The organism is Undibacterium sp. MH2W (assembly GCF_049340215.1).
Taxonomy (GTDB): Bacteria; Pseudomonadota; Gammaproteobacteria; order Burkholderiales; family Burkholderiaceae_D; genus Undibacterium.
In genome coordinates, this window is sequence record NZ_JBMPPA010000008.1 from 49,178 (window position 1) to 73,936 (window position 24,759).

The following is a 24,759-nucleotide window of genomic DNA, read 5'->3' on the forward strand; positions in this document are numbered from 1 at the left end:
TTTATGATGACATCAAGATTATCTCGCCGCGCCTTCAATGCCCTCCTTGCCGCCAGCGCGCTGGGGTTGAGTGGATTATCAGCACAAAGCATGGCTCAACAGGCCACATCACAGCAGGTCTTACGCGTTTCAGCGATCCCTGACGAAGCACCAACAGAATTGCAAAGAAAATTCAAACCACTGGGTGCCTATTTAGAGAAAAAATTAGGGATGAAAGTGGAATTCATTCCTGTGACGGATTACGCCTCTTCCGTTGAGGGTTTGATCAATCATAAACTCGACATGGTTTGGTTTGGCGGCTTTACTTTTGTGCAGGCGAATGTTCGCAGCAAAGGACAAGTCGTGCCACTCGTTCAACGTGAAGAAGATGAGAAGTTCCAGTCCGTGTTTATCACCACAAAATCGGATATCCGTAAGCTAGAAGATCTAAAAGGTAAAACATTTACTTTCGGCTCTGAGTCATCGACCTCTGGTCATTTGATGCCACGCTCTTACTTGCTCTCAGCAAAGATCAACCCAGATACAGACCTCAAGCGTATCGCATTTTCTGGCGCGCATGATGCAACCGTAGCAGCCGTAGCAGGTGGAAAAGTAGATGCTGGCGCGTTAAATATTTCCGTTTGGGAAAAATTGATCGCAGAAAATAAAGTCGACACAAAGCAAGTCCACGTGTTCTACACCACACCAGGCTATTTTGATTACAACTGGTCTGTTCGCACTGACATGCCAGCCGACCTGCAAAAGAAAATTAGCGAGGCATTCCTCTCGTTGAATACGAATGACCCACGCGATAAAGAAATTCTTGATCTGCAGAGAACAAAACGGTTCATTCCAACGAAAGCTGATAACTACAAAGCGATTGAGGCGGCAGCCCATAATGCCGGACTATTGAAGTAATGCATCAAACACCCCCGCTTCTTCAGTTACAGCAAGTTGACGTCAGACACGCCGCACGCGGAAAAGCGTCGGTGTCTGACGCACGTTCGCAACGCGCTGGAAATGATGGTAACTATGCCTTACAACAAATCGATATCGTTGTTGAAGAGGGAGAGCAAGTAGCGATCATCGGTCCATCTGGTGCCGGAAAGACCACGCTACTCCATACGATCGCTTGTGCACACCAACCAATTAATGGGGCACTGAAGATCGATGGAGCCGATGTCTGGGGCTTATCAAATAGTGACCGCCATCGTCTGCGGCGGACGCTATTTTTGGCACCGCAAACACCACCCCTCCCCCCTCGGCAACGCGTTATCACGTCTGTGCTCGCTGGAAAACTACCCTCTTGGTCGTTTACCACTGCACTAAAAAACCTGATCAAACCTACCGACCCGAAAGCAGCATACGTCGCCTTATCGCGTTTTGATCTTGAGGACAAACTCTACGCGCATGTCGATGAACTATCTGGTGGAGAACGCCAACGATGTGGTTTAGCACGATTATTATTATCTGACGCTCGCTTGCTATTGGTCGACGAACCGTTATCAGCGCTCGATCCGCGCTTGGCAATTCAAACGCTGACCTCCCTTCAAACGGAGGCTCAACAGCGTAACGCCAGCTTGATCTGCAGTCTGCATCAAGTCGACTTAGCGCGTAGTCACTTCAAGCGCATCATTGGCTTACGAGATGGCAAAATCTATTTTGATTCCCGCCAAGTCACCGACGAGATGATCGACAATTTATACAAAAATGCACGCGACGACGCGCCTGTCAGTGAGCCCGTCAACTTACGAGTGGCCATTGATAGCAACCCTCGCTGCTTTTAATCGTCCGGGCCGCATGTCAGACCATTCCGCACCCCCCTCCCCCGCAGCCCTCCGCGATCCGTCCTGGCGTGGACGTCTCGTCAGCAGCATTCTTTTTCTCGTCTTATTGTGGCCCACATTGGAAGTCACAGAATTTAAGCCATGGGAATTAATTGACGCGCAAAGCCTCTCGGCAACGGGGCGGTTTTTGGCGAACTTTTTTCCTCCAGCGCATGACCCTGAGTTTCTCAGCATCGTTCTACGTGCGACGTGGCAAACGGTGGCGATGGCAACGACTGGCATTACCCTCTCGATCCTGTTAGCGATTCCAATGACCTTGATCGTGAACGAGCAGTTATCGATCTCACGCATCGGTACCCAGCGTATGGCCTGGACCGCTTACGTGATGAGACAAGGTATTCGCTGGCTACTTGTGTTGCTCCGCAGTGTGCCGGAATTGGTCTGGGCACTGATTTTCGTTCGCGTCATGGGACTAGGACCAGCAGCCGGTGTACTCGCCATCACACTCACCTACAGTGGCATGCTGGGCAAAGTCTACGCAGAAATTATTGAATCAACCGACACACACGCATCGACAGTGTTGCTCCAAAATGGTAGCTCGCGCTTAGCCGCGTTTCTGTATGGCACCTTACCCAATGCCACACCAGAGCTCATTTCCTACACAATTTATCGGTGGGAGTGTGCGATCAGAGGATCTGTCGTCATGGGATTTGTTGGCGCTGGCGGTTTAGGTCAACGCATGGATGAATCGCTCAAAATGCTCGCTGGTGGCGAAGTCTCGACGATTTTATTAGTCTTTGTTTTATTGGTGAGCGTGGCAGATAGTCTGAGTCAGTTTTTCCGAAGAAATCTCAAATGAACGATATCCGCTCTTCCGACACCAGCAACGTGATACTGCCCGCGCCACCTCTCATGATTGAGCGCAAGACGATGGTCGTGGTGGCATTATTGCTCATCCTCGTGATCAGTAGTTTTTATAGCGTGCAGATTGACTGGCAATTGCTGTTTAACATGGACTCGGCTAGTAACATGAAAGAGTTCATCGCGGGGTTTGCACCACCAGATACAAGCCTCGGCATGCTAAAAAAAGTGTTTTCCGCCTCACTAGAAACGCTTGCCATGTCAGCCTTGGGGACGGCTATCGCTGCGAGTATCGCGCTTTTTTTGGCGCTACCCGCTAGCGGTCGGTTTGGTCGCATTGCCAAGTACAGCAACTATGCGTTATTCAATGTCTTTCGCGCTATTCCTGAGCTAGTTTGGGCATCCATTATGCTCATTGCAGCAGGACTAGGCCCTTTTGCAGGCACCATCGCTTTAGCGGCACACACCACTGGGGTACTGGGTCGACTATTTGCAGAGACATTAGAAAATCTGCCCGACGCCTGCGAATCAACACTCAGAATCAACGGCAGCAGTGCCATCAGTGCGTTCCTCTACGCGACCCTGCCACAAGGTCTGCCGCAAATGATGTCCTACACCTTATATCGATGGGAAAACAATATCCGCGCCGCGGCGATTCTTGGGGTCGTTGGTGCTGGGGGGTTGGGACAAATGCTCAAATACCACTTATCCCTGTTTCAAATGCCAACGGCTGCCACGGTGATTATTGCCATGCTGATATTGGTCGCTTTGGTTGATGCATTAAGCTTCAAAATCCGTCGACTGCTGATGCATTAAGGCGCTCATGAACAGCGTCATCATGCCATCAGCAGCGATGAATCATTACTCTTCTAACAAACTGCGCAACATCCACGCCGTTTTTTCATGCACCTGCAAACGCTGCGTGAGCAAATCAGCGGTCGGCTGATCATTCACTTCAGAGACAAAGCCAAAAAGATTCCGCGCTGTTTTCGCAGTTGCTTCTTGTGCTTTCACCAGGTATCTCACCATGTCCATCGCTTTGGGCGTTCCCTCGGCTTCTTCGATTGAGGATAAACGGACAAACTCTTTGTACGTGCCAGGTGCATGGTGCCCTAAAGAGCGAATCCGTTCAGCGATTAAATCCAAGGCATTCCACTGCTCTGTGTATTGCGCCATAAACATGGTGTGCAGGGTATTGAAATGAGGCCCCGTCACATTCCAATGAAAATTATGGGTCATCATGTACAACGTGTAGCTATCAGCAAGTAGTGCCGACAAGCCTTGTGCAATTGTTGTCCGATCAGCATCGTTAATTCCAATATCAATCATTGGTTGCTGTGGTGCTTTTTTTGTATTTTCCATGTCGTGCTCCCTGATAATTTTCACCAAACGATAGGTTTGGCATTAGATGTAGTTTGCGCGATCGCGACGTGAATTACCAATATTATTTTGCTATTCAATGGATAGCCAAAAACAATTTATATCCTAAATTCAATAGTTTTTTCAATTTTTAAACTACTTTCTTTAAACGTTAAAAATAGAAAATTAATCATCTCTTTTTATCAATACTTTACATATTCCTCGTTGACAAAATAATTACCAAAAACGATATTAGTAGTCCCACCCACTACTTATCAGGTTTCCTATGCCAAGCGTCGACATTGCGCAACTCATCAACGTATATCTCGTTCCCTTCGGATTAAAAATACTCGCAGCGATCGCTATTTGGATTATTGGCGGTATCGCCATTAGCGTGCTCACCAACCTCTTGCGCAGAGCAATGACCCTGCGCAAAGTCGATCCAACGTTGATTACTTACAGTGAATCCTCTTTACGCGTCGCTTTGCGCATCGCACTGGTGATGGCGATTCTGGACGTCTGCGGAATTCAAACAACATCCTTTGCCGCCCTGATTGCCGCCGGCGGTGTGGCGATCGGTGTCGCATGGTCGGGTTTGCTCTCGAACTTTGCAGCCGGTATTTTCTTGGTCATTTTGCGCCCATTCAAAGTTGGTGATGCCATTAGCGCAGGCGGTCAGACGGGTGAAGTGACAGAGATTGGACTTTTCTCTACCACCATGACAACCGGCGATAACTTGCGTGTCTATGTTGGTAATAGCAAGATTTTTTCAGACAATCTCGTCAATTATTCTGCCAATCCTCATCGTCGCGTCGATCTCAAGTGCCAGATCGCCAACGGCGTCAATCCACTTGAAGCCATTGAGGTGCTCTCTCAACACGTCGCCAAAGTCCCGAACATTACGACTTCTCCAGCGCCGACCATCGATATTTTAGAATTCAATGCCGCTGGTACCTTGATCGCCGTACGCCCGTATTGCAGCAATGCCAACTACTGGCAGGTTTATTTTGATACGAACAAGGCAATTGCAGCGGCATGTGCTGAAGCAGGATGGCCAGTACCAGCTGCGCATCAGATAGCGATTCACCAAAATAATCCCTAATCCCCAATCTCTTCCTCTCATCCCCTCAACGAAGTGATGTTGATGATTCGACATCACTTTCTAGCTCATTCACTTGACGCCCCACTGGAGCAACAAACCGTTGCTCCACATCACCACATTCACCTTTACAATAAGAAAAATAATATTGTTTGCGGTAAAGATGCCACAAAGATCGAATAGCACGCACTGGCGATCGATTAATACCAGTATTTAACGATCGTTTAATTGCATATACTTCCAATCATTTGCACACTGTCGCCAGTCAAAAAGATTCACACTCGACCATTTTGTACCTTGTGAACACGTGAAAATAAAGGAATGCCCATGAAATACTTGCTGTCGAACCTAGTAGCGCTCGCCCTTCTTTCCGGAAGCACTGTCCTTGCAGTCGCCGCTGAACCAGAACACGCCAAAAGTAAACTTCAGCAAATACTTCAATCGAAAGAACTACGCGTCTGTATTTGGCCCGATTATTACGGCATTACCTTTAAAAATCCCAAAACGAAAACGCTGACGGGAATCGACATCGATATCTCTTCTGAATTAGGGAAAGATCTTGGCGTCAAGATCAGCTATGTCGATAGTTCATTTCCAGATTTGATCGACAATCTACTCAAAAACAAATGTGATATCGCCATGCATGCGGTGGGTGTTACACCCGCCCGAAAAGCAAAACTGGCGTTTTCTCAACCCTACTTGCGCAGTGATATCTATGCCATCACATCGAAATCGAATAATACGATTCAAACTTGGCAGGATATTGATAAAGCTGGTCGGATCATCGCCGTACAGGAAGGTACCTTGATGGTCACCATCATGCAAAATAGCCTCAAAAATGCCAAATTACTCGTCGTGTCACCACCATTAACCCGAGAGCAAGAGGTGGAATCCGGTCGCGCGGATGCCTTCATGACGGATTACCCCTATAGCCGTCGTATGTTAGAGACCACCGATTGGGCACGCATGGTCGCGCCAACGACACCATTCAACTTAACCGACTATGCATACGCCGTCGCACCAGGTGAACCAGAGTTTTTAGCCCGTATCAATGTTTTTATTGATAAAATGAAAAAGGATGGCCGCTTACGAAGCATCGCCACCAAGCACAGGCTAGACCCGATCGTTATCACCAATTAGCGAGCCAAGCGAATCAGAATGCAAGTCAACACGAAGATCATTCGTCTCCTACGCCAGTTTCCGTTATGGATTATTCTCGGTGCGATCTTTAGTGTTGGCATTTTGCTGGCCACTGATTATTTACTCGACCGGGATAAAGCTGAGTCGATCCAAGAGGCCAACACACAAGGAGAACTGCTGGCCAAAATGCTCGAAAGCCATTTGACCAGAACGCTGTCGTCGATCGATAACTCTCTCAACGTCATCACGGGCATCCTCAACAACAACGAACAGACTTCGACGGACAACATCAATAACAATGAAGTCCGGCGCATTATCGAAGCAACGGTGAATAATTCCACGCACCTGCGTTCCGTATCTATCCTCAGCGTCGACGGTGACGTACTCGTCAGTTCTAACCAACAGGCATTGAATAAGCACATTAATCTCAACTGGCTTGGCTTTAAAAACGCATTAGGTACCACGCTGGAAGCAGGTCGTCCTGTGTTTATTCGAGATATTCATGAGCTCGGTACGAACGGGGTCGTGAATGAAGATACATCGGGATCGAACCATACGATCCCTTTCGCGAAGGAAGTCCGCGTAAAGGATAAGATGTATATCTTGCTTACGATGGTCAATCCGACTTACCTGCTTGCTGACTTCAAGAGCATGCTTGGAACGAACATGAATTTCGTGACCATTCTCGATTACAGTGGGAAAGTATTAAGTACAACACCCAACGAGCACTTCCTACTTGGGAAAATTTACGCTGATCTTCCCTTCTTCAACACGCTTCAAAACGAATCGGATTTTGGACGTGTGCGGATCACTAGAAAAGATAGCTTTGCGCCAGAGGATACGTTCATTATCAATTTTCGTGCGCCCCATGCGTATCCAGTGGTTGCTATCAGCGCCATTTCTGAGAGTTATGTCCTTGCCCAATGGTCAGAAAGTACCGGCAATTTAAAATGGAGCGGCGTCGCTCTCGCCTGTTTCGTGATGGTTTGTGCCTTTTTGCTGACGTGGCTCATGCGCATTCGCGATCATTTCGAGGCTGAACTTGAGCTTGCTAAAATCCGTGCCGAGCAAGCGAATCATGCTAAAAGCATCTTCTTATCGACGATGAGCCACGAGATACGCACGCCAATGAATGGCGTAATCGGCATGACCAATTTACTGCTCGATGGAAACTTAGAACCAAAACAGCGAGAATTTATCAAGGTCATTGATGAATCCGCCAACGCATTACTCAACATCATCAACGATGTATTGGATTTCTCGAAGATTGAAGCGGGAAAAATGCAGATCGAACACTCGACATGCGACTTACTCCACATCGTCGAGTCCAGTGTCGAGATTTTTACAGAGCGCGCGAATAGAAAAGGCGTCAGACTCTTTACTATCATCGATCCAGCGCTACCTGAACTCGTGAACACTGATGGCGGCAGATTGCGACAGATTTTGCTAAATCTGATCGGTAACGCGATTAAATTTACCGATCAGGGAAATATCTTAGTAAAAGTCGGACGTAGCGATACCACGGGCAATAGTGACATGATCCGCTTTGATGTCATTGATAGCGGCATTGGTATTCACCAAGATGTCTTGTCCACTTTATTTGCCCCTTTTATTCAGGCAGATAGTTCGATTACTCGACGATTTGGTGGTACTGGCTTAGGTCTATCAATATGCAAGCGCTTAGTGGACTTAATGAAGGGCAGGATTGGCGTCAACAGTACCGTCGGTAAAGGCAGCCACTTTTGGTTTGAAATCCCGCTCGACGCCAGTGGCAAAAAAATCATCGCGCAACGCCACGAGGCATTAGAAAAAAGAAACGTGCTGCTTTTCTGTCAGACATTGGCCTTGTCGCTCGCTCTTAAAACCTATCTCCACTCCTATGGCCTAATGACAATCACGGTCACAACCCGAGAGGAATTTGAGCATCATCTGACCAATACGAACGTCTTTGACCTGTGCCTCATTGAAGATACATTACGCTCCTCGGATACAAGTAACGACGATCTTTATTTCAAAGAGAGTGCCGGATCTACGCCGCTGATTCTCATGACCAGCGATACCACCACCCTAACGGCATCTGAAAGCTTGGTTTTTACAGATATCCTTTATTTACCCGTCAGATATGAGTTGCTCTTCAACAAACTTAAGCTCCATTTGAGCCAACAATCAGAACAACAACTCCTCGCAGCAACGACAGAAGAAACCGTCGAAAAAATGCCAGAAGTGGCGACGAGCGGCGCCCCCCAGCATCATGGCAAAATTTTGATTATTGAAGACAATCTGATTAATCAAAAGGTCGCCATGCATATGTTAGAGCAATTAGGGCATACCGCTGATGTTGCTGATAATGGTGAAGAAGGTTTGGCGATGTATCGATCAGGCAACTATGCGTTGATCCTCATGGATTGCCATATGCCGGTCATGGATGGCTTTGAAACAACTCGCCACATCCGTGCAGATGAAAAAGAATCGGGTCAACATATCCCCATTATTGCCCTCACCGCCAATGCAATGCTTGAAGAAAGGCCACGTTGCATAGCGGTTGGCATGGACGACTATCTCTCCAAACCTGTCACAAAACCGATTTTAAAATCGATGCTCATGCAGTTTCTGGGCGATAACGAAGCAGCAGTTCTTAACGCAGAGCACATTCAATCGGCGGATACATCGATCGAAGAACAAGCCCTCGTCAACGAAGCCCGACTCACCGATATGCTAGGTGATGACAAAGAAGCGCATGTTGAAATGTTGCATCTCTTTGTCAACACGACACGTCCGCTTGGAGAGCAAATCGAGGTAGCCCTCGCGGCAGCCAACTTCCAAGAAGTGAAGGCAATCGGCCACCAAATCAAAGGAGCCAGCGCCAATCTCGGGATCGATCAATTACGTGTCATTGGCGAACAAATTGAGCTGGCTGGCAAAAGCATGGATGCAGATCGAACTTCCACACTTCTTCAGTCAATGAACACATTACTGGCTCATTTAGAAGACTATATCGCCACGATCTCACCATAACGCCATGCGGTTTAACATAGCGCCATGCGGCTTAACGACGACGCGATGAGAGAAAACCATCAAGACTGAATTTGCCTGGACCGAACATCACAATCACCATCAATGAAATTGCCCAGTAAAAATGGTCGTTGATCGCAGCAGGACATTCAAACTGAAATAACTGCGGATACGAAATAACCGCCATCGCATTCACCACGAATAATCCCAACGCTGCAGGTCGTGAAAATAAACCAATAGCCAGAAAAACAGGGAAAATTAACTCTCCACCCGCGCCCATCACCGCTGCAATCTCTGGCGGCAATACAGGGACTTTGTATTCATCTTGAAACAGAGAGAGTGTCGCCGACCAGTCAGAGATTTTGATCATACCGGCTTTAAAGAACTGCCAACCTACAAATAAACGTAGACCCAGGCTGACCAAGCTACCACCCCACGCCTGAAGTTTGTCATCGAATTGTTGGCTAAACGCGTGCAAACGTAAAAAGAAATTCATGTTATTTTCCCCATTTATTTTAAGAATAATCACCAAAGGTAGTCACTAACACCCCGTGGGTTGAGAGGTTTTACCCAATGATCATGAGTCGAAGATCAACTGAAAATCTTACAAACGACAACAGAAATTAATCAACAAATGTCATCTGCGTAAAAGCGCCTGCTGCAAACCATCGCTGCAGTGCCGTGGGAATATCAAAATGCGCATCCATCGACAAGGCAATCTCCAGTGCATCGCCCAAGGATTTCCCTTGAAAGAGCGCATCGAGTGCCGACCATTCAGCACCCGTCAGCGAAACAAGTGAGGCATTCCATTGCGGACGGGTGATCAGTGCCGCATTCTTTCTCGTCATCTCATCTGGAAACACAGGCTCGGCATCACCTTGATGCGCCAACCACAGCTCGACTGCACTTTGGTCACTCTCAAATAGGGAAGCAGCAGGATGAAAAACGAGACGCCCATTCACCAGATCCTGCCCCAACGTCTGCGCAGTGACAATCGCGTCATTGAGACTCAAAGGCGTGGCATCTGCGGCATAGTAAGCGCAATGCAAGGACCACTCCAACCGAGCGATATCCACGAAATAAGGATACGTATCAATGAAATCACAATGCGTTAAAAACGCAGCAAGTTGAGCGCCGAAGAGGGTCAAGTCACCCGATTGCGAGGGGTACGCCGCGCCATAAGCCTTGGCCATACCGTCAAAAAAATCGTCTCCCACCAGTTGTAGAAGAACAGGATAAGCACCGCGCAGAGAAGCAATCCAAGCACCCGTCAGATTGCCGCGATAATAGGCAAAGCGATCATCAAGAAGAGCATGCGATTTCAACTGCGATGCAAATGATGGCTGCGCTGCTGGTGACAATAATGCGTCTGAAAAAGACTGTTGAAGTTGAGTAAGATCCATAGAAACTCAGGCAATAGCAAGCATTTGCTCATCGGCGAGCATCCGCAAACGACGAGCAGTTTCCACTTCACCGAGTAGCACAGATAAAGGAGGAATATCTGTATCCCATTCAATAAGGACGGGAATTTGGGTACCGAGCAATGCGCAAGCATCGGAATACAATTGCCAGACAGGGGCACTCACGCGACTACCGTGGTTATCGACCAAACATTCGGGAGTCTCTAGATACCCTGCAAGGTGAAACTCTCCAACGGTGCCCGCGGGTAACGTAGCAAGGCGCTGCAATGCCGCCAAGGCATCTTCGCCGTGATTGACCTGATTGACATACAGATTATTGATATCCAGCAGGACCCCACAACCGGTTCGAGTTACCAAGGCATGTAAAAAATCCGCCTCTGACATAGCATCTTGCTCAAAACGCACATAGGTCGATACGTTTTCGATCAGAATTTGTCTGTGCAGCATGTGCTGCAAGGCGTCAACACGATCGCAAACCAGATCCAACGCCGACGGCGTGAGCGGTAACGGAAGGAGATCGTTCATATGGCGACTGGCAACAGCACCCCAGCAAAGGTGTTCGGACACCAACGCAGGCTCGATGCGATCAACCAAGCGCTTTAACTTTAACAAATGTTCTTGGCGAAAGCCTTGGGCAGAACCCAAGCCAAGACCCACGCCATGGACACTCACCGGTAGCTGCTGCCGCAACTGCTGAAGGACGAATAAATCGTATCCCCCATCACCAAAATAATTTTCTGCATGGACCTCAATCCAGTCAACCGCAGGTGTCTGCGCCAGAAAATCAGCATAGTGCGGCGTTCTCAACCCCACACCCGTCCCAGAAAGGACTAACTGTGGGTGAGACCGTTCAGAAGGTTGCGTCAGCATGTACCAGTCATTTCTTCAAAAAAGCTACTGCGATCAGACGTAAAAGTCCGAATTACTTACCTGATTCGAGCTTGCCGCCCATTTTTTCACATGTACCTGCAGGTACTTTTTTCCATTCAGATGGGTCATTGTCTTTCTTACCTTGACCAGCGCAGGAATGGGAGCCTGTTTTTGTAGCGCAGTCATTTTGACCCGCTTTGGCAATGCCGTAGCATTTTTCAGTTTTTGGCGCATCTTGTGCCATTGCCATTGAGGATCCGACCAAACCTGCCAGAGCGATTGCGATCATTGCTTTATTGTTCATGTGATTCTCCGTAAATGAGTGAGGTACTTCAGTAAAAAACTTCTTAACTACCACTAGTAGTCGGGTAGACGCCGATAAACTTACACAATGGCAAAAAAAATTTTATTCAACCCGACATCAACTTATACGCAAGACTAGATCATGTAGATTCATCTAAACACAGCGTTCATTGCATGCTACTCGGAATCATCCAACTTTCAAGTGCTGCAACGTTTTTTCATCAAAGGAGCATCGATATCCCACAACTTAAGTCGTTGGTAGAGCACAGCGCTTTCAAGTATGCGGCACCGTACATCTTAATCCCAAAGAGGCTATGTTTTAGTGTATTCTTCGCCCTCTTCTCACTCATCGCGTTGGAGCGCACATGCAAACTTTAGATTTCAGCCTGCAGGGCGAATTTGTCGAACTCAATCAATTACTGAAGCTGGTGGGGCTCTGTGATAGCGGTGGCGCCGGTAAAGCAATTGTCGCAAGCGGTGATGTATTTGTTGATGGACAACAGGAATTGCGAAAAACCGCCAAAATCCGTGCAGGACAAACGGTGCAACTGGGCGATATTCGCATTACTGTCTCGGCAGAATAAACCACGAGAGAAACCGATAAAGCGTTCTCTCTTGCCGATTACGTCGCCGAAGCGACAGCCTGATCTGCCTGGGCCGCCATGAACCGGGCTAACATGTTGTCCATGGTATCAACATGATGTTCAAACCAATGCGGCAATTCTTCTGCGAGCCGCGCAGCGAGGTCAGGATCACCCGCCAACACGTGTGAACGCACCTCCCGCATGATTTCCAAGACTGAATCATGTTCTTGTTTATGGCAACCAGCGGGCGGAAAAGCAGTTTCAGCCATCCACTGATTTTCCTGCTCAAAATGCTCAACAGAGTGTGCAATTAATGCATCAAGTCGTTCGATAAACGTTGCGGGATTATCCTCCGATAACGCAGCACAAAGCGTGACGAATTCTTTATGTGTCTCGTCCATCGGCTCATAGCGTAGCGCCAAGCGATCTGACCAGCCCCATGATTCGTGTGTCATATTTCTTATCCTCTTGCAATAAAGTGCCAAGATTATGGCTGATCGGTGAGAACTTTGCTTGTTGAAAATCATTTCACCAATAAAAACAGCGCATCTTGTGCGCTGTTTTTGTGTGTAACTATGTGCTGGAGGTGCAAGCAGTGTCATTTGGCAAGCATCAACCTGCTTGCATTAAGACGTTCACCCCGTCAAACGTTGTCAAAGATTAACGAATGATCAGGCAACCACATTCACGTTTTGCCCCAAATGAGGAGGCAAATTGCCAGAGGATGTACCGCTGGACGCAGAGTTGTTAGGAATCGCCGAGATCAAGGCTGCAGCGTCTTCCGTTTGTAACTCATTCGATTTTTTCAAGACAGCAATATTAATGTCTTGGCTCGTACCGACTTGTGCCAGAGTCGATGCTACATCGGCAATACCAGATACACTCATGACAATTCCCCTTATCAGACATCTCCTTATCGGCAGGCTGAAGGGGGTTCTTTAGTGTTTTCTTTTAAAATCGTGAAAGATTTTCGTTTTGCATCGCACCAATCATCCAATCAACAATGGATGCGGGCTGATTCAAGTCAAGCCAGACAAGCCCTTCCCGTGCAGTCGCCGGACGAGCGACATCAGAGGCTACCGCAAGGATGTTGCTATCTGCTGGGTAATTGGCCTCTTTGCCAACACCCGGCCTAAATACTTCTAACTTACTGATCGCAGCCCACTTATACCCCTCCACCAGCACCAAATCTGCCGCCGACAAACGAGACACCAACGTTTGAAGCTCAGGCTCTGGCTGGGCATGTAATTCGCGGACAATCGCATAACGATACGGTGATACCAACATCACCTCTCCGGCACCAGCCGCCCGAAATCGCGCACTATCCTTATGAGGCGGCTCTAGCACCACATCGTGGTGGCTATGTTTAATGACATTGAGCGTTTTGCCTCGCCGTCCCAGCTCAGCAATCAAAAACTCAAGTAATGTTGTCTTTCCACTTCCCGACCACCCTACTACACCCAATACCTGCACAGACATCACTCCTTTTTACGCACCAAGGGTGCCATTCACCCATTCACGCGCCATGATCGAACCGTCGACTTCTCTTCATTGACAACCGCTCCCTGGGCATTGTTTTAGAGGAACCTTTCCAACCGGAAAAGAAATGAGCAGTTACAATGCAGGCCGCCGACGGATTAATAATTAACTTTATTGCAATATTGTTTTCTCTTGCTATCCATCATTTTATCGGCAATCAATCACACTAACACAAGGTCTACCATGTTGAATAAAAAAACCATGTCCGCGGCGATGCTCCTTACTGGCCTGCTGTTGAGCACCCAGACCATGGCGCAGATGTACGTTGGCGGTACAGTGGGACAGGCACGTTGGGAAACCAGCTGCTCACAAGCAAGTTTTTGCGACACGTATGACACTGCTTTCAGCGTCGTTGGCGGTTACAACATCAATAATCAATGGGGTGCTGAAGTCGGCTACACCACATTCGGCACGATTCACGCCAGCAGCTACACCGCTACTGGCTTAGTGGCAGGCTCAGTCAAAGGCAGCGCTATCGAGGTGACTGGCGTCTATCGCCGTCCTCTGATCGATAAAATGACCGGTTTCATTAAACTGGGTGTTGGCTACAACAAAGCAGAACTAAACGGCACAATCGGACCAGTGAGCGCAAATCAAACGACCCATTCAACAAAGCCTATGATCGCGATTGGTGCGAACTACGCTTTGACGGATACCGTATCTGCACGTGTAGAAATCTCTTCACGTCGTCTCGACTTAATGAACAACGCAAGCACGATCGTCAACAATTTCCAGATCGGTCTGCAACGGAGTTTTTGATGCAACGGCAAAACGATTGCCACTCAAAAAAAAACCGCACACGTCAACGTGATGCGGTTTTTTTCGATGCGGAGGTAAAGACGTTTAGCCGCTATTACGCAAACCAGCCGCAATACCGTTAATCGACAAATGAATGCCACGACGAACTCGTTCATCTTCGTCCCCATGACGGAAACGCTCTAACAACTCAACCTGAACGTGATTTAACGGCGACAGATAAGGGAAGCGATTACGGATCGAACGTGCGAGTAAAGGATTAGCGGCCAACAACTCTTCTTGTCCGGAAATCGCTTTGAGTACATCAATCGTCAATGCATGTTCAGCAGCAATGCGAGGGAAGATGCGCGCACGCAATGACTCATCCTTGACCAACTCGGCATAGCGACTCGCAATACCAATATCACTCTTCGCTAACACCATTTCCATGTTGGAGAGCACGGTCGAGAAAAAGGACCACTCTTTAAACATGGATTGCAGTGTTTGCAGACCGTCTTGCGGGTGCGCTTTCAGGTAGTGCTGCACCGCTGCACCAAATCCAAACCAGCCCGGCAACATCAAACGGCATTGTGACCAGCTAAATACCCACGGGATCGCACGCAAATCTTCGATAGCAGTGGATTTTTTGCGTGATGCTGGACGGCTACCAATATTCAAACCAGCGATTTCTGAAATGACCGTTGATTCCCAGAAGTACTGCTCAAATCCCTCTGTTTCATACACCAAATCGCGGTACGCTTTAAACGCGTGATCAGAAAGCTCTTCCATCGCAGACAAGAACTCAGGACGTGGCGGTTGCTCTGCATCGGAAAGCAATGTTGCCTCCATTGTTGCCGACGCCAACACTTCTAAATTACGGCGGCCTACCTCTGGATTACCATATTTTGCAGTAATGACTTCGCCCTGCTCCGTCAAACGAATCTGTCCTTGCACCGCACCTGCTGGTTGCGCAAGAATCGCCTGATAGCTTGGACCACCGCCACGCCCCACCGAGCCGCCGCGACCATGGAACAAACGTAAGCGCACCTGATGGCGGGCGAAGACCTGCACCAGATCTAGCTCTGCTTTGTACAACTCCCAACCTGACGTCAAGAAACCGCCATCCTTATTGCTATCAGAGTAGCCAAGCATCACCTCTTGGGCATTGTTTCTGCTCGCAAGCAAACGCGCATAGGCCGGAATAGCAAATAAGCGATCCATCACTGGCGCACTATTTTGCAAGTCGCCAATGGTTTCAAATAGCGGGATAATATTGACGTCCAGACGCCCTTCGGCGGGGTGCAGCAAGCCTGACTCTTTGAGTAACAGCGCTAATTCAAGCATGTCCGACACACCATCCGTCTTCGAGATAATGCAGTTTGGCACCGCACCATCACCGTAACGTTTTTTTGCCGTCGCAGCAGCACGATAAATCGCTAATTCCGACTGCGTCTCTTCGGAATACACCAGATAGGGTGAAGCCAAGGGGCGCGCAGAACTGATTTCTTGAATCAGTGCTTCAATCCGCTGATCTTCCGTCATCTCCAGATAACGCACTTGGGGATTCGCCGCCTGCAACAATTCGGCAACAACGCGCTCATGGACATCAGAGTTCTGACGTAAATCGACAGGCGCAAGATGGAAACCAAATACGCGTACCGCACGACGCAGATGTCGCAAGCGTCCCCGCGTGATCGCTGCTGAACCATGCGCCAATAATGACTGATGCACGATATCGAGATCCGCCGCTAATTCTTCAGCGGTCGCGTAAGGATCAGCTTCACCACTCGGCGGGATAGTCGGCAAGAGGCCCAGCAACGCAGTGTAGGTTGCAGCCAGACGTGCGTAGATGCCGCTAATAGCCAGACGATATGGCTCATCAGATCGGTGCGGGGAATGATCTGGCGAACGTTGCGCCAACGCTTGGAGATCATCCGAGACACTCACCAGCAAAGTAGCCATCGACAATTGCGAGCCTAATGTATGCAATTCATCGAGATAAAACTTAAACGCTGTCGTGCTCTGCATAGCAAGTGTTTTTTCGAGAATCGTTGCCGTCACAAAGGGATTTCCATCACGATCGCCACCAATCCAACTTCCCATTTTCATAAAGCTAGGCAGTTCAGCTTGCTTGAAGGAAGGATCTTTGCTTGCCAGCAAGTCTTCTAAGCCAGCGTACAACTGCGGCAACTCACGTAAGAAAGTGTAATCGTAAAAACTCAGGCCATTCTCGACCTCGTCGAGGACGGATAATTTGGAGGTTCTGAGCATGCGTGTTTGCCACAAGGTTAACACAGCGCGTCCCAATGCCTCTTCATTGGCTTCCGCTTCTTCCGGTGTCAGCTGCATCCGATCGCGTTCATCTAACAAGCGCGTGATCACCATCTGGCAATTCAAAATACTTTTACGCTGCACTTCGGTCGGATGGGCAGTCAGTACTGGCGCCACTTGCGCGGTCTGAAAGAAATCGATCAGATGTTGAGACGTATGCCCTGTGTTATACAAGGACTCAATGGTATGAGCCAAGCTGCCGGCGCGCGGTGCTGATCCAGCGATCTGATGTGCGCGGGTACGGCGAATATGATGCTGATCTTCAGCAAGATTGACCAAGTGAGAAAAATAGCTGAATGCCCGAATCACTTGCGTCGTTTGATCGTTCGTCAGTCCGTCCAGCGTCGCTTCTAGCGCAGAGCGCGCAGCTTCATCTGCATCGCGACGAAAACGAATCGAGTTCTGTCGCACCTGCTCAATCAGATCAAATACTTCATCGCCGTGTTGATTACGTACGGTGTCACCTAACAGGCGTCCCAGTCGGCGAATATCTTCGCGCAAACTTTGGTCTTTATCGTCGTCTTTATCGTTCATTTTTAATTGGGGATGGAGGTGAGTATTCATGCTGACGAAATTCTACGGTATGGGTAAACAAAGAAAGATGAAAAATCTTGATGCGTTATCCTGGATATTGCTATCCACGTTGAATCCTCAGGCATTACGACGTGATGAGCTTACTTCGACGAAATGACATGAGGCTTACATACAACAAACTTCCTCACTGCAACGGGCCATCAACTGACCAAACGCGCAGAAAGTAGCCCCGAGAGGCCACGATCCCGGCAAAAATACCACTGCAATGAAGTGAACGACGAATGTCAGTTAAGCGGCATTCTTATATTTTTGACTGCGTTTGACCGCCAGCAGCAAGCCTTTGGTTGAGCTATCGTATTCTTCTTTCACGGCGGCTGGATCGAGACTAATCAATTGTTGCGCCAACGATTTGCCGAGTTCCACACCCCATTGATCGAATGCATTGATATCCCAAATCACCGATTGCACAAACACTTTGTGCTCATACAAGGCAATCAATGCACCCAGAGAACGTGGCGTCAGTTCATTGAGTAGCACCGTAGAAGTGGGACGATTCCCCTCAAATACGCGCGGCGCAAGCATTTTTTCAGGTAAGTCACCTAATTCGGCACGGACTTCATCCATCGTTTTTCCGAGCGCCATGGCTTTGGATTGTGCAAAACAGTTCGCCAACAGGGCTTGGTTATGACCTGGTAGACCTGCATCATCGTCCGCAACGACGATAAAATCTGTCGGAATGATCGTTGCCCCTTGATGCAACAATTGGAAGTAGGCATGCTGGCCATTCGTTCCCGCCTCACCAAATAAAATTGGTGACGTGGTGTAATCCACACGCTGACCTTCACGGGTCACTGATTTGCCATTACTTTCCATTTCCAGCTGCTGCAAATACGCTGGCAGACGGGTCATCCGTTGATGGTACGGTGCAATAGACAGCGCTTGTAGGCCCAAGAAATTAATATTCCAAACGCCAATCAATGCCATTAACACTGGCAAATTTTGCTCCAATGGTGCCTGCGCAAAGTGGAGATCCATCTCATGCGCACCCGCAAGCATTTCTTCAAAACGATCTGCCCCGACATACAAGGCAATCGAAAGCCCAATGGCGCTCCACATTGAATAACGACCACCCGCCCAATTCCAGAATGGAAAGACATTTTCTGGGGCAATACCAAAGTCGGCGGCTGCTTTTACGTTCGTACTCAAGGCCACAAAATGCTGACGAATTTGATCCACAGGGCAACCATGCGCCAACATCCACTCCCGGGCAGTACGGGCGTTGGTCAGTGTCTCCATGGTTGAAAACGTCTTCGACGCAACAACAAATAAGGTCGTTTCAGGGTCAGCATTGGCTAAGGCATCGGCAACGTGACGACCGTCGACATTTGATACGAAATGCAAAGACAGATTTTTTTGCGACCACGGTGCCAAAGCGATACATGCCATTTGCGGCCCTAGATCTGAGCCACCGATACCGATATTAACGATAGTACGAATCGCTTTGCCGGTATAACCCAGCCAACGACCTTCACGAACCGCATCACTAAATGTGCGCATTTGTGCCAGCACTTGATGTACATCAGCAGCGATATTAACGCCATCGAGTTCAAACGCTTCGCCGCGTGGCAAGCGCAAAACGGTGTGCAATACCGCGCGGTTTTCAGTGTGGTTAATTGCTTCACCACGTAACATCGCATCACGGCGCTCTTCTACGTTCTGCTGACGCGCAAGCGCCAACAAATTGAGCTTCGCTGTTGTATCAATACGCTGCTTGGAATAATCGAGCAAAATTCCACAAGCTGACGCAGAAAAATGCGTAAAACGTTGTGGGTCAGCGCGGAATAATTCTTTTAAACTCGGTAAATTCGTTGCACGTTGCTGCAACAAACACCAAAGCGGGGTACGAGAAACAGAAGTAGCCATGATCTTGCTTTTACATGTTGAATTTTTGATTATTTGCAAAAAAAGGGAGCACGACCATGATCCGCAATGAATCTCCTGCGATGGCATGTTGTCTCACAATGCCCCCTTTACATCCTGAGTATTACTTTACTTCTTTGCCGCTTGCGCAGCTGCCGCAGCCAGACTAGCGATCGCCGTCCAGTCTCCCGCATTAATCAATGACGCTGGGCACATCCAAGAGCCACCAACACACAATACGTTCGACTGTTGCAACAACGCGGGTGTCGATTCCACAGTAACGCCACCTGTCAGGCAGAAGCGCACATCAGGAAATGGGCCACCCAAGGCTTTTGCCATTTTGGTGCTACCAACGATATCCGATGGGAACAGCTTGACGACATCAAAGCCATGCTCTAATGCCAGCATCAAATCGCTCGCCCCACCCACCCCTGGGAAATACGGCAAACCAGATTCGGCCGCCGCTTTTGCCAGCACAGGTGTAATGCCAGGGCTAATACCGAATGCAGCACCCGTTTCTTTCACTGCGTCTAACTGCGCCTGCGTCAGAATCGTACCTGCACCCACTGTCACTGTTGGACATGCTTTGACTACTTCTCGCAATACCGTCATTGCGTTTGGTGTACGCAAGGTAATTTCAACGGCTGGCAAGCCATTCTCAGCCAGTGTCGTCACGCAGCGAATCGCCTGATCAACATCGTCGGTAACCAGAATAGGCAGAACGCGCAGTTGCTCAAGTTGGGCGATGATGTTTTGCTTTGTAAAGCGGGTGGAACTCATATTGATTTCTCCAGAATAATTCACGAGTGAGGTCGATGATTTAGTCAATAAACAGTGTTGATGCACCATGCTCAGGAGCAGTAACGACACGACGCTGTGCCGCGAACAAATCGCGACCATAACCAAATGTTGGTTCTTTACTTAATTCACGAACAGCACGCTGGTTCCATTCCTGCTCATCGACCAAGGCGGTCAATTCGCCAGTGTGGACATTTAATTCCACCAAATCACCATCACGTACTTTACCCAGCGGCCCACCTTGCGCCACTTCCGGGCTAACGTGCAATGCAGCCGGAATACGGCCCGATGCACCCGACATACGACCATCCGTCACCAGTGCGACCTTGTATCCAGCCGACATCAGGCTACCCAATACTGGCGTGAACTGATGCAACTCCGGCATACCATTCGCTTGTGGTCCTTGGAAAATCACCACTGCCACAAAATCCCGATTCAGCTCACCGGCTTTGTACGCTTTCACAAGGGCATCCTGTGACTCGAATACGATCGCAGGCGCTTTCACGATCCATGCTTCTTCAGGGACAGCGGATGCTTTCACAATCGCCCGCCCAAGGTTACCTTTCAGCAAACGCAAACCACCCGTTGCCGCGAATGGCTCCGTCACATTACGAACAACGGACGTATCCGACGACAGTGCTGGATGTTCTTTCCATTGCACTTTATTTTCTTCAGTCAGGACCGGACGGCCTGTATGCGAATGCAACCCTTGATCGCCATACACGGTCATCACGTCGCCATGCATCAAGCCAGCGGACAATAATTCACGCATCACAAATGTTGGGCCACCCGCATCTTCAAATGCATTGACGTCGGCGGTGCCATTCGGATAAACACGGGTTAAGAGTGGAACGACAGACGACAACTCATCAAAATCCTGCCAGTCAATCAAAATGCCTGCCGCACGTGCCACTGCAATCCAGTGAATCGTATGGTTGGTGGAGCCGCCGGTTGCCAACAACGCGATGATTGCATTGACGATCGTTTTTTCGTTAACGAGTTGACCGATAGGCTTGTAGTTACCGCTTTGCTCCGTCATTTGCAACACACGTTCCACCGCAGCGTCTGTTAATACGCTACGCAATGGATCATTCGGATGTACAAAAGCGGCACCAGGCAGGTGCAATCCCATGGCCTCTAGCAGCATCTGATTGCTGTTTGCGGTACCGTAGAATGTGCATGTACCGGCACTGTGGTAGGCCGCGCTTTCTGCAGCGAGCAACTCTTCTTTGGTGGCTTTGCCTTGGGCATAGCGCTCACGCACCGCCGCTTTTTCTTTATTCGACAAACCAGAGCCCATCGGGCCTGCTGGAATAAAAATGGTCGGTAAGTGACCAAACGCCAATGCACCGATTAACAGACCTGGTACGATTTTGTCGCAAATTCCCAAGCACAAGGTGGCATCAAAAGCGTCATGCGACAAAGCAACGGCTGTCGCCTGCGCAATGACGTCGCGTGAAAACAAGGACAACTCCATGCCTGGCCGCCCTTGTGTCACACCATCACACATCGCTGGGACGGCACCTGCCACCTGTGCCGTTGCGCCAAAACGCAATGCTGTTTGGCGGATTTGCTGCGGGTAAGACTCATAAGGCTGATGCGCCGACAGCATATCGTTGTATGCCGTCACGATACCGATATTGGGTTTCTGTGCCTGGTTTAACCAGATTTTTGTACTACTATCCATAGCAGCATTGGCATGCGCCTGATTAGCACAAGACAAGCTAGCACGACGCGGGCCGCGACCACGCATTTTTTCGAGCTGAGAAAGATAAGCACTGCGGAGGTGTTTGCTGCGCTCAATGATACGTTGAGTCACCTGGTTGATTACCGGATGCAACGCGACGGAAGGAGATGTTGTCATAAACTCACCTAATACCCAAATGGGCAGAAATAATAAAGCTGGTCGAAGGTACTGATTTAATACAATCAAAGATAGCATGAAAGATAGCATAATTCAGGAAAATTCCGTAACAAACTTTCAGAAATTTCCTTATGTGCTGTTTTTTTATGCATTTTGATCAAATTTATCGTAATGAAACTACATTTTTGAAGTTTTTCTGGCATAATCAAGCTGTCCGTAGTAACAGGATAGTGCAAGAAGTATCTCTTTACCGGAAAGACACAATCGCCCGCAGGACCGGCACACCCGCTAGCGAAGCGACGTTTTCGTGTCACGAACAGTTTCAGAACAAAACAACTCAAAAAACATCACGGAGTCAGCATGACCACATTTGTTTTATTTGGCGGCACAGGCGATCTGGCAAAGCGCAAGATCATTCCAGCGTTATACAGCGCGTTTGTGAACGGCAGGCTAGATACTGATTTCAAATTTATCGGTGCGGCCCGTGAAAAATTGACGGACGATGAATATCGTTCACGAGTTGGTAGCAGCATCGCTGACTATGCATCCAAAGTGACCGGCGCGACAGCAGAGAGTCTTGCTGCATTTTTGCAATTAACACACTACACCAAAATCGATGCGCGCGTACCCTCCGATTTTGAAGCACTTAAATCTTCACTCAATACCTCAGACACCAACGCTACCCTGTTCTACTTGGCAACAGGCCCGGATATCTTTATTCCTGTCGTTGAACAGTTATCGAAACACGGCTTGGTCGAAGGTAACGCCCGCGTTGTCGTTGAAAAACCACTGGGACGTGATGCCCAGTCAGCACGTGAAATCAACCAATCATTGCGCACGTATCTGAACGAAAACCAGATCTACCGTATTGACCACTATCTCGGCAAAGAAATGGTGCAGAATTTGTTGGCACTGCGCTTCGCTAACTCGTTCCTAGAGCCGCTCTGGAACCGTAAATGGATTCAAGATGTACAGATTTCGATTTCCGAACAAGTCGGTGTTGAATCACGCGGCGATTTCTACGACCATACCGGCGCACTGCGCGATATGGTGCAAAACCATTTACTGCAATTAGTCTCCATCGTCGCCATGGAACCGCCAGTCAATGCCAACCCTGACGCAATCCGAGATGAAAAAGTGAAAGTATTACGTGCGCTGCGTAAATTCACCCCAGACGAAGTCAGCAAAAAAACAGTCCGCGGTCAGTATCGTGCAGGCGCGGTCGATGGTCAGCCAGTGATTGGCTATCAAGCAGAACCAGGCGTTCCACAAGCAAGCCGGACAGAGACATTTGTCGCTATCCGTGCCGAAATCGACAACTGGCGCTGGGCGGGTGTTCCTTTCTACTTACGCACTGGCAAACGCATGGCAACACGTTGCGCGGAAATCACCATCAACTTCAAACCGATTCCGTACTCGATTTTTGGCCAGTCACAAGGACCAATGCGTTCAAACCGTCTCGTGATTTCTTTGCAGCCAGAAGAAAGCGTTCAGTTGTTCATGAAGGCCAAAGAACCCGGTGAAGGCATTCGCTTATCCGATGTCGCACTCAATCTTGACTTCGCTGAGGCATCGAACTCGCGTCGCGTTGAGTCCTACGAGCGTTTGTTGCTCGACGCGATGCATGGCGACCTGACGTTGTTTGTGCGTGACGACGAATTGAGTGCCGCATGGAATTGGATCGATCCGATCATGAGTGCGTGGCAAAACGACCATGAAGGCTTGAAATCCTATATCGCCGGTAGCTGGGGACCTTCTGCATCAAGCTTCTTGCTCGCACAAAACGGTGCCGCTTGGGGCGAAGAATACGTAGACAATTAATCGGCATGCCACACATGAATTATCACACTTTTGACAACTTCAGCGCGTTGACTGAAGCACTCAGCCAACAATGGCTGCGTATTATTGAGACAAGCCCACAGGGTTCTAGCTTTGCGTTAGCAGGAGGTTCCACGCCTGCGCCCATCTATCAACGACTCGATACGCTATTGGCGCAATCAAGCACCAACAACTCGGTGAGTTTAGTCGCCACAGATGAACGCTGGGTAAGTGATGCGGATCAGCAAAGCAATGAAGGTTTATTTCGCCGCTGCCTCAACCAATCGGGGCAAGCAAAGCGCTGGAAACTGGTCTCACTCAAAAATGCCAGCAGCTCGCCAGAAGTCGCTACGGACGCAATCGATGATCGTCTGCAAACACAACTGCCCCACGCCTTTAGCGCCGTTTTACTGGGCATGGGTGCAGATGGGCACATTGCGTCGCTGTTCCCGGGTGCACCAACTCAACACGATCAACTGACTTGCTTGGCCGCGGTGCATCCACAAACCCGTCAAAGCCGTATGTCGCTCTCTTTACCACGTCTGTTGAAGACAGAACGCCTGTGGTTGGTGATTACCGGTGCGGAAAAGCGTCGGGTGCTCGATAATGCGCTCGAAGGCAATTTACCTATCGCTGCTCTACTTCGCGAAGCAACTTGTCCGATTGACGTATTTTGGTGTCCCTGATTACTATACGCAGTACCAGTAATAGATAAAGAGATAACATCAGCAAACAACATCAGGGCTTGTGCATTTATGCAGCCTGTCGCGCACTTTTGAACCAGTCCTGATCTTGAAAACGTACA

At 48.8% G+C, this 24,759-nt stretch carries 23 protein-coding genes; 11 read left to right on the forward strand and 12 right to left on the reverse strand.

The features are described from left to right. Nucleotides 1-6: 6 nt before the first annotated feature. From ACO0K2_RS16670 to phnE, 4 genes are read left to right on the forward strand one after another with little or no spacing between them, the layout of a single operon-like run. Complete coding sequence (locus tag ACO0K2_RS16670; protein WP_423021023.1) at nucleotides 7-897, forward strand: putative selenate ABC transporter substrate-binding protein; 891 nt, start codon at nucleotides 7-9, stop codon at nucleotides 895-897. Then, entirely contained in the window at nucleotides 897-1,766 is an 870-nt protein-coding gene (locus tag ACO0K2_RS16675) for a phosphonate ABC transporter ATP-binding protein (protein ID WP_423020880.1), read from the forward strand. The genes ACO0K2_RS16670 and ACO0K2_RS16675 overlap by 1 nt, the downstream gene beginning before the upstream one ends. Nucleotides 1,767-1,779: 13 nt before the next feature. Then, the gene (locus ACO0K2_RS16680) at nucleotides 1,780-2,625 is read left to right on the forward strand and encodes a PhnE/PtxC family ABC transporter permease (protein WP_423021025.1); all 846 of its coding nucleotides are present in this window, start codon (nucleotides 1,780-1,782) and stop codon (nucleotides 2,623-2,625) included. Further along, nucleotides 2,622-3,443: a phosphonate ABC transporter, permease protein PhnE gene (gene phnE, locus ACO0K2_RS16685; RefSeq protein WP_423020882.1), complete on the forward strand. Its 822-nt coding sequence runs from the start codon at nucleotides 2,622-2,624 to the stop codon at nucleotides 3,441-3,443. The genes ACO0K2_RS16680 and phnE overlap by 4 nt, the downstream gene beginning before the upstream one ends. Nucleotides 3,444-3,488: 45 nt before the next feature. On the opposite strand, the gene ACO0K2_RS16690 is transcribed toward phnE, so the two are convergent. Beyond that, a complete protein-coding gene (locus tag ACO0K2_RS16690; RefSeq protein ID WP_423020884.1) occupies nucleotides 3,489-3,989 on the reverse strand; it encodes a Dps family protein in 501 nt (166 codons plus the stop codon). Nucleotides 3,990-4,272: 283 nt separating this feature from the next. On the opposite strand from ACO0K2_RS16690, the gene ACO0K2_RS16695 reads away from it, so the two are divergent. The 3 genes from ACO0K2_RS16695 to ACO0K2_RS16705 all read left to right on the forward strand — a co-directional run bounded on the left by ACO0K2_RS16695 (nucleotide 4,273) and on the right by ACO0K2_RS16705 (nucleotide 9,240). Then, complete coding sequence (locus tag ACO0K2_RS16695; protein WP_423020886.1) at nucleotides 4,273-5,088, forward strand: mechanosensitive ion channel family protein; 816 nt, start codon at nucleotides 4,273-4,275, stop codon at nucleotides 5,086-5,088. A gap of 324 nt (nucleotides 5,089-5,412) precedes the next feature. Next, nucleotides 5,413-6,225, forward strand: a complete 813-nt coding sequence (locus ACO0K2_RS16700; protein ID WP_423020888.1) for an ABC transporter substrate-binding protein — start codon at nucleotides 5,413-5,415, stop codon at nucleotides 6,223-6,225. An 18-nt stretch (nucleotides 6,226-6,243) separates the two neighbouring features. Next, nucleotides 6,244-9,240, forward strand: a complete 2,997-nt coding sequence (locus tag ACO0K2_RS16705; protein WP_423020890.1) for an ATP-binding protein — start codon at nucleotides 6,244-6,246, stop codon at nucleotides 9,238-9,240. 31 nt (nucleotides 9,241-9,271) lie between these two features. On the opposite strand, the gene ACO0K2_RS16710 is transcribed toward ACO0K2_RS16705, so the two are convergent. The 4 genes from ACO0K2_RS16710 to ACO0K2_RS16725 all read right to left on the reverse strand — a co-directional run bounded on the left by ACO0K2_RS16710 (nucleotide 9,272) and on the right by ACO0K2_RS16725 (nucleotide 11,832). Then, entirely contained in the window at nucleotides 9,272-9,733 is a 462-nt protein-coding gene (locus ACO0K2_RS16710; RefSeq protein ID WP_423020892.1) for a DoxX family protein, read from the reverse strand. 127 nt (nucleotides 9,734-9,860) lie between these two features. After that, entirely contained in the window at nucleotides 9,861-10,640 is a 780-nt protein-coding gene (locus ACO0K2_RS16715; RefSeq protein ID WP_423020894.1) for a putative DNA-binding domain-containing protein, read from the reverse strand. 6 nt (nucleotides 10,641-10,646) lie between these two features. After that, a complete protein-coding gene (locus ACO0K2_RS16720) occupies nucleotides 10,647-11,528 on the reverse strand; it encodes a DUF692 domain-containing protein (protein ID WP_423020896.1) in 882 nt (293 codons plus the stop codon). A gap of 52 nt (nucleotides 11,529-11,580) precedes the next feature. Next, nucleotides 11,581-11,832: a DUF2282 domain-containing protein gene (locus tag ACO0K2_RS16725; protein ID WP_423020898.1), complete on the reverse strand. Its 252-nt coding sequence runs from the start codon at nucleotides 11,830-11,832 to the stop codon at nucleotides 11,581-11,583. A 364-nt stretch (nucleotides 11,833-12,196) separates the two neighbouring features. Between ACO0K2_RS16725 and ACO0K2_RS16730 the strand changes: the two genes are divergently transcribed. After that, nucleotides 12,197-12,415 carry an RNA-binding S4 domain-containing protein gene (locus tag ACO0K2_RS16730; protein WP_423020900.1) on the forward strand — a complete coding sequence of 73 codons (219 nt, stop codon included), beginning with the start codon at nucleotides 12,197-12,199 and terminating at the stop codon, nucleotides 12,413-12,415. 38 nt (nucleotides 12,416-12,453) lie between these two features. Here the strand turns inward: ACO0K2_RS16730 and ACO0K2_RS16735 are convergent, their stop codons facing one another. From ACO0K2_RS16735 to mobB, 3 genes are all read right to left on the reverse strand, one after another. Beyond that, nucleotides 12,454-12,870, reverse strand: a complete 417-nt coding sequence (locus tag ACO0K2_RS16735) for a hemerythrin domain-containing protein (RefSeq protein WP_423020902.1) — start codon at nucleotides 12,868-12,870, stop codon at nucleotides 12,454-12,456. A 216-nt stretch (nucleotides 12,871-13,086) separates the two neighbouring features. Beyond that, entirely contained in the window at nucleotides 13,087-13,302 is a 216-nt protein-coding gene (locus ACO0K2_RS16740) for a YjfB family protein (protein WP_423020904.1), read from the reverse strand. A 64-nt stretch (nucleotides 13,303-13,366) separates the two neighbouring features. Beyond that, a complete protein-coding gene (mobB, locus tag ACO0K2_RS16745) occupies nucleotides 13,367-13,894 on the reverse strand; it encodes a molybdopterin-guanine dinucleotide biosynthesis protein B (RefSeq protein WP_423020906.1) in 528 nt (175 codons plus the stop codon). Nucleotides 13,895-14,137: 243 nt separating this feature from the next. Between mobB and ACO0K2_RS16750 the strand changes: the two genes are divergently transcribed. Then, nucleotides 14,138-14,713 carry an outer membrane beta-barrel protein gene (locus ACO0K2_RS16750; protein ID WP_423020908.1) on the forward strand — a complete coding sequence of 192 codons (576 nt, stop codon included), beginning with the start codon at nucleotides 14,138-14,140 and terminating at the stop codon, nucleotides 14,711-14,713. 84 nt (nucleotides 14,714-14,797) lie between these two features. Here ACO0K2_RS16750 and ppc read toward each other — a convergent pair whose 3' ends face one another. From ppc to edd, 4 genes are all read right to left on the reverse strand, one after another. Further along, nucleotides 14,798-17,584 carry a phosphoenolpyruvate carboxylase gene (gene ppc / locus ACO0K2_RS16755; protein ID WP_423020910.1) on the reverse strand — a complete coding sequence of 929 codons (2,787 nt, stop codon included), beginning with the start codon at nucleotides 17,582-17,584 and terminating at the stop codon, nucleotides 14,798-14,800. Between the two features lie 258 nt (nucleotides 17,585-17,842). Beyond that, a complete protein-coding gene (gene pgi, locus ACO0K2_RS16760) occupies nucleotides 17,843-19,477 on the reverse strand; it encodes a glucose-6-phosphate isomerase (protein ID WP_423020912.1) in 1,635 nt (544 codons plus the stop codon). A 126-nt stretch (nucleotides 19,478-19,603) separates the two neighbouring features. Then, a complete protein-coding gene (gene eda, locus ACO0K2_RS16765) occupies nucleotides 19,604-20,254 on the reverse strand; it encodes a bifunctional 4-hydroxy-2-oxoglutarate aldolase/2-dehydro-3-deoxy-phosphogluconate aldolase (protein WP_423020914.1) in 651 nt (216 codons plus the stop codon). 40 nt (nucleotides 20,255-20,294) lie between these two features. Next, on the reverse strand, nucleotides 20,295-22,136 hold the full coding sequence (gene edd, locus ACO0K2_RS16770; protein WP_423020916.1) for a phosphogluconate dehydratase: 1,842 nt from the start codon (nucleotides 22,134-22,136) through the stop codon (nucleotides 20,295-20,297). 360 nt (nucleotides 22,137-22,496) lie between these two features. On the opposite strand from edd, the gene zwf reads away from it, so the two are divergent. Both zwf and ACO0K2_RS16780 read left to right on the forward strand, forming a co-directional pair. Beyond that, complete coding sequence (gene zwf / locus ACO0K2_RS16775; protein WP_423020918.1) at nucleotides 22,497-23,957, forward strand: glucose-6-phosphate dehydrogenase; 1,461 nt, start codon at nucleotides 22,497-22,499, stop codon at nucleotides 23,955-23,957. A 14-nt stretch (nucleotides 23,958-23,971) separates the two neighbouring features. Then, nucleotides 23,972-24,640 (forward strand): 6-phosphogluconolactonase, encoded by a 669-nt coding sequence (locus ACO0K2_RS16780; RefSeq protein ID WP_423020920.1) that lies wholly within the window; start codon nucleotides 23,972-23,974, stop codon nucleotides 24,638-24,640. The last annotated feature ends 119 nt before the right edge of the window (nucleotides 24,641-24,759 follow it).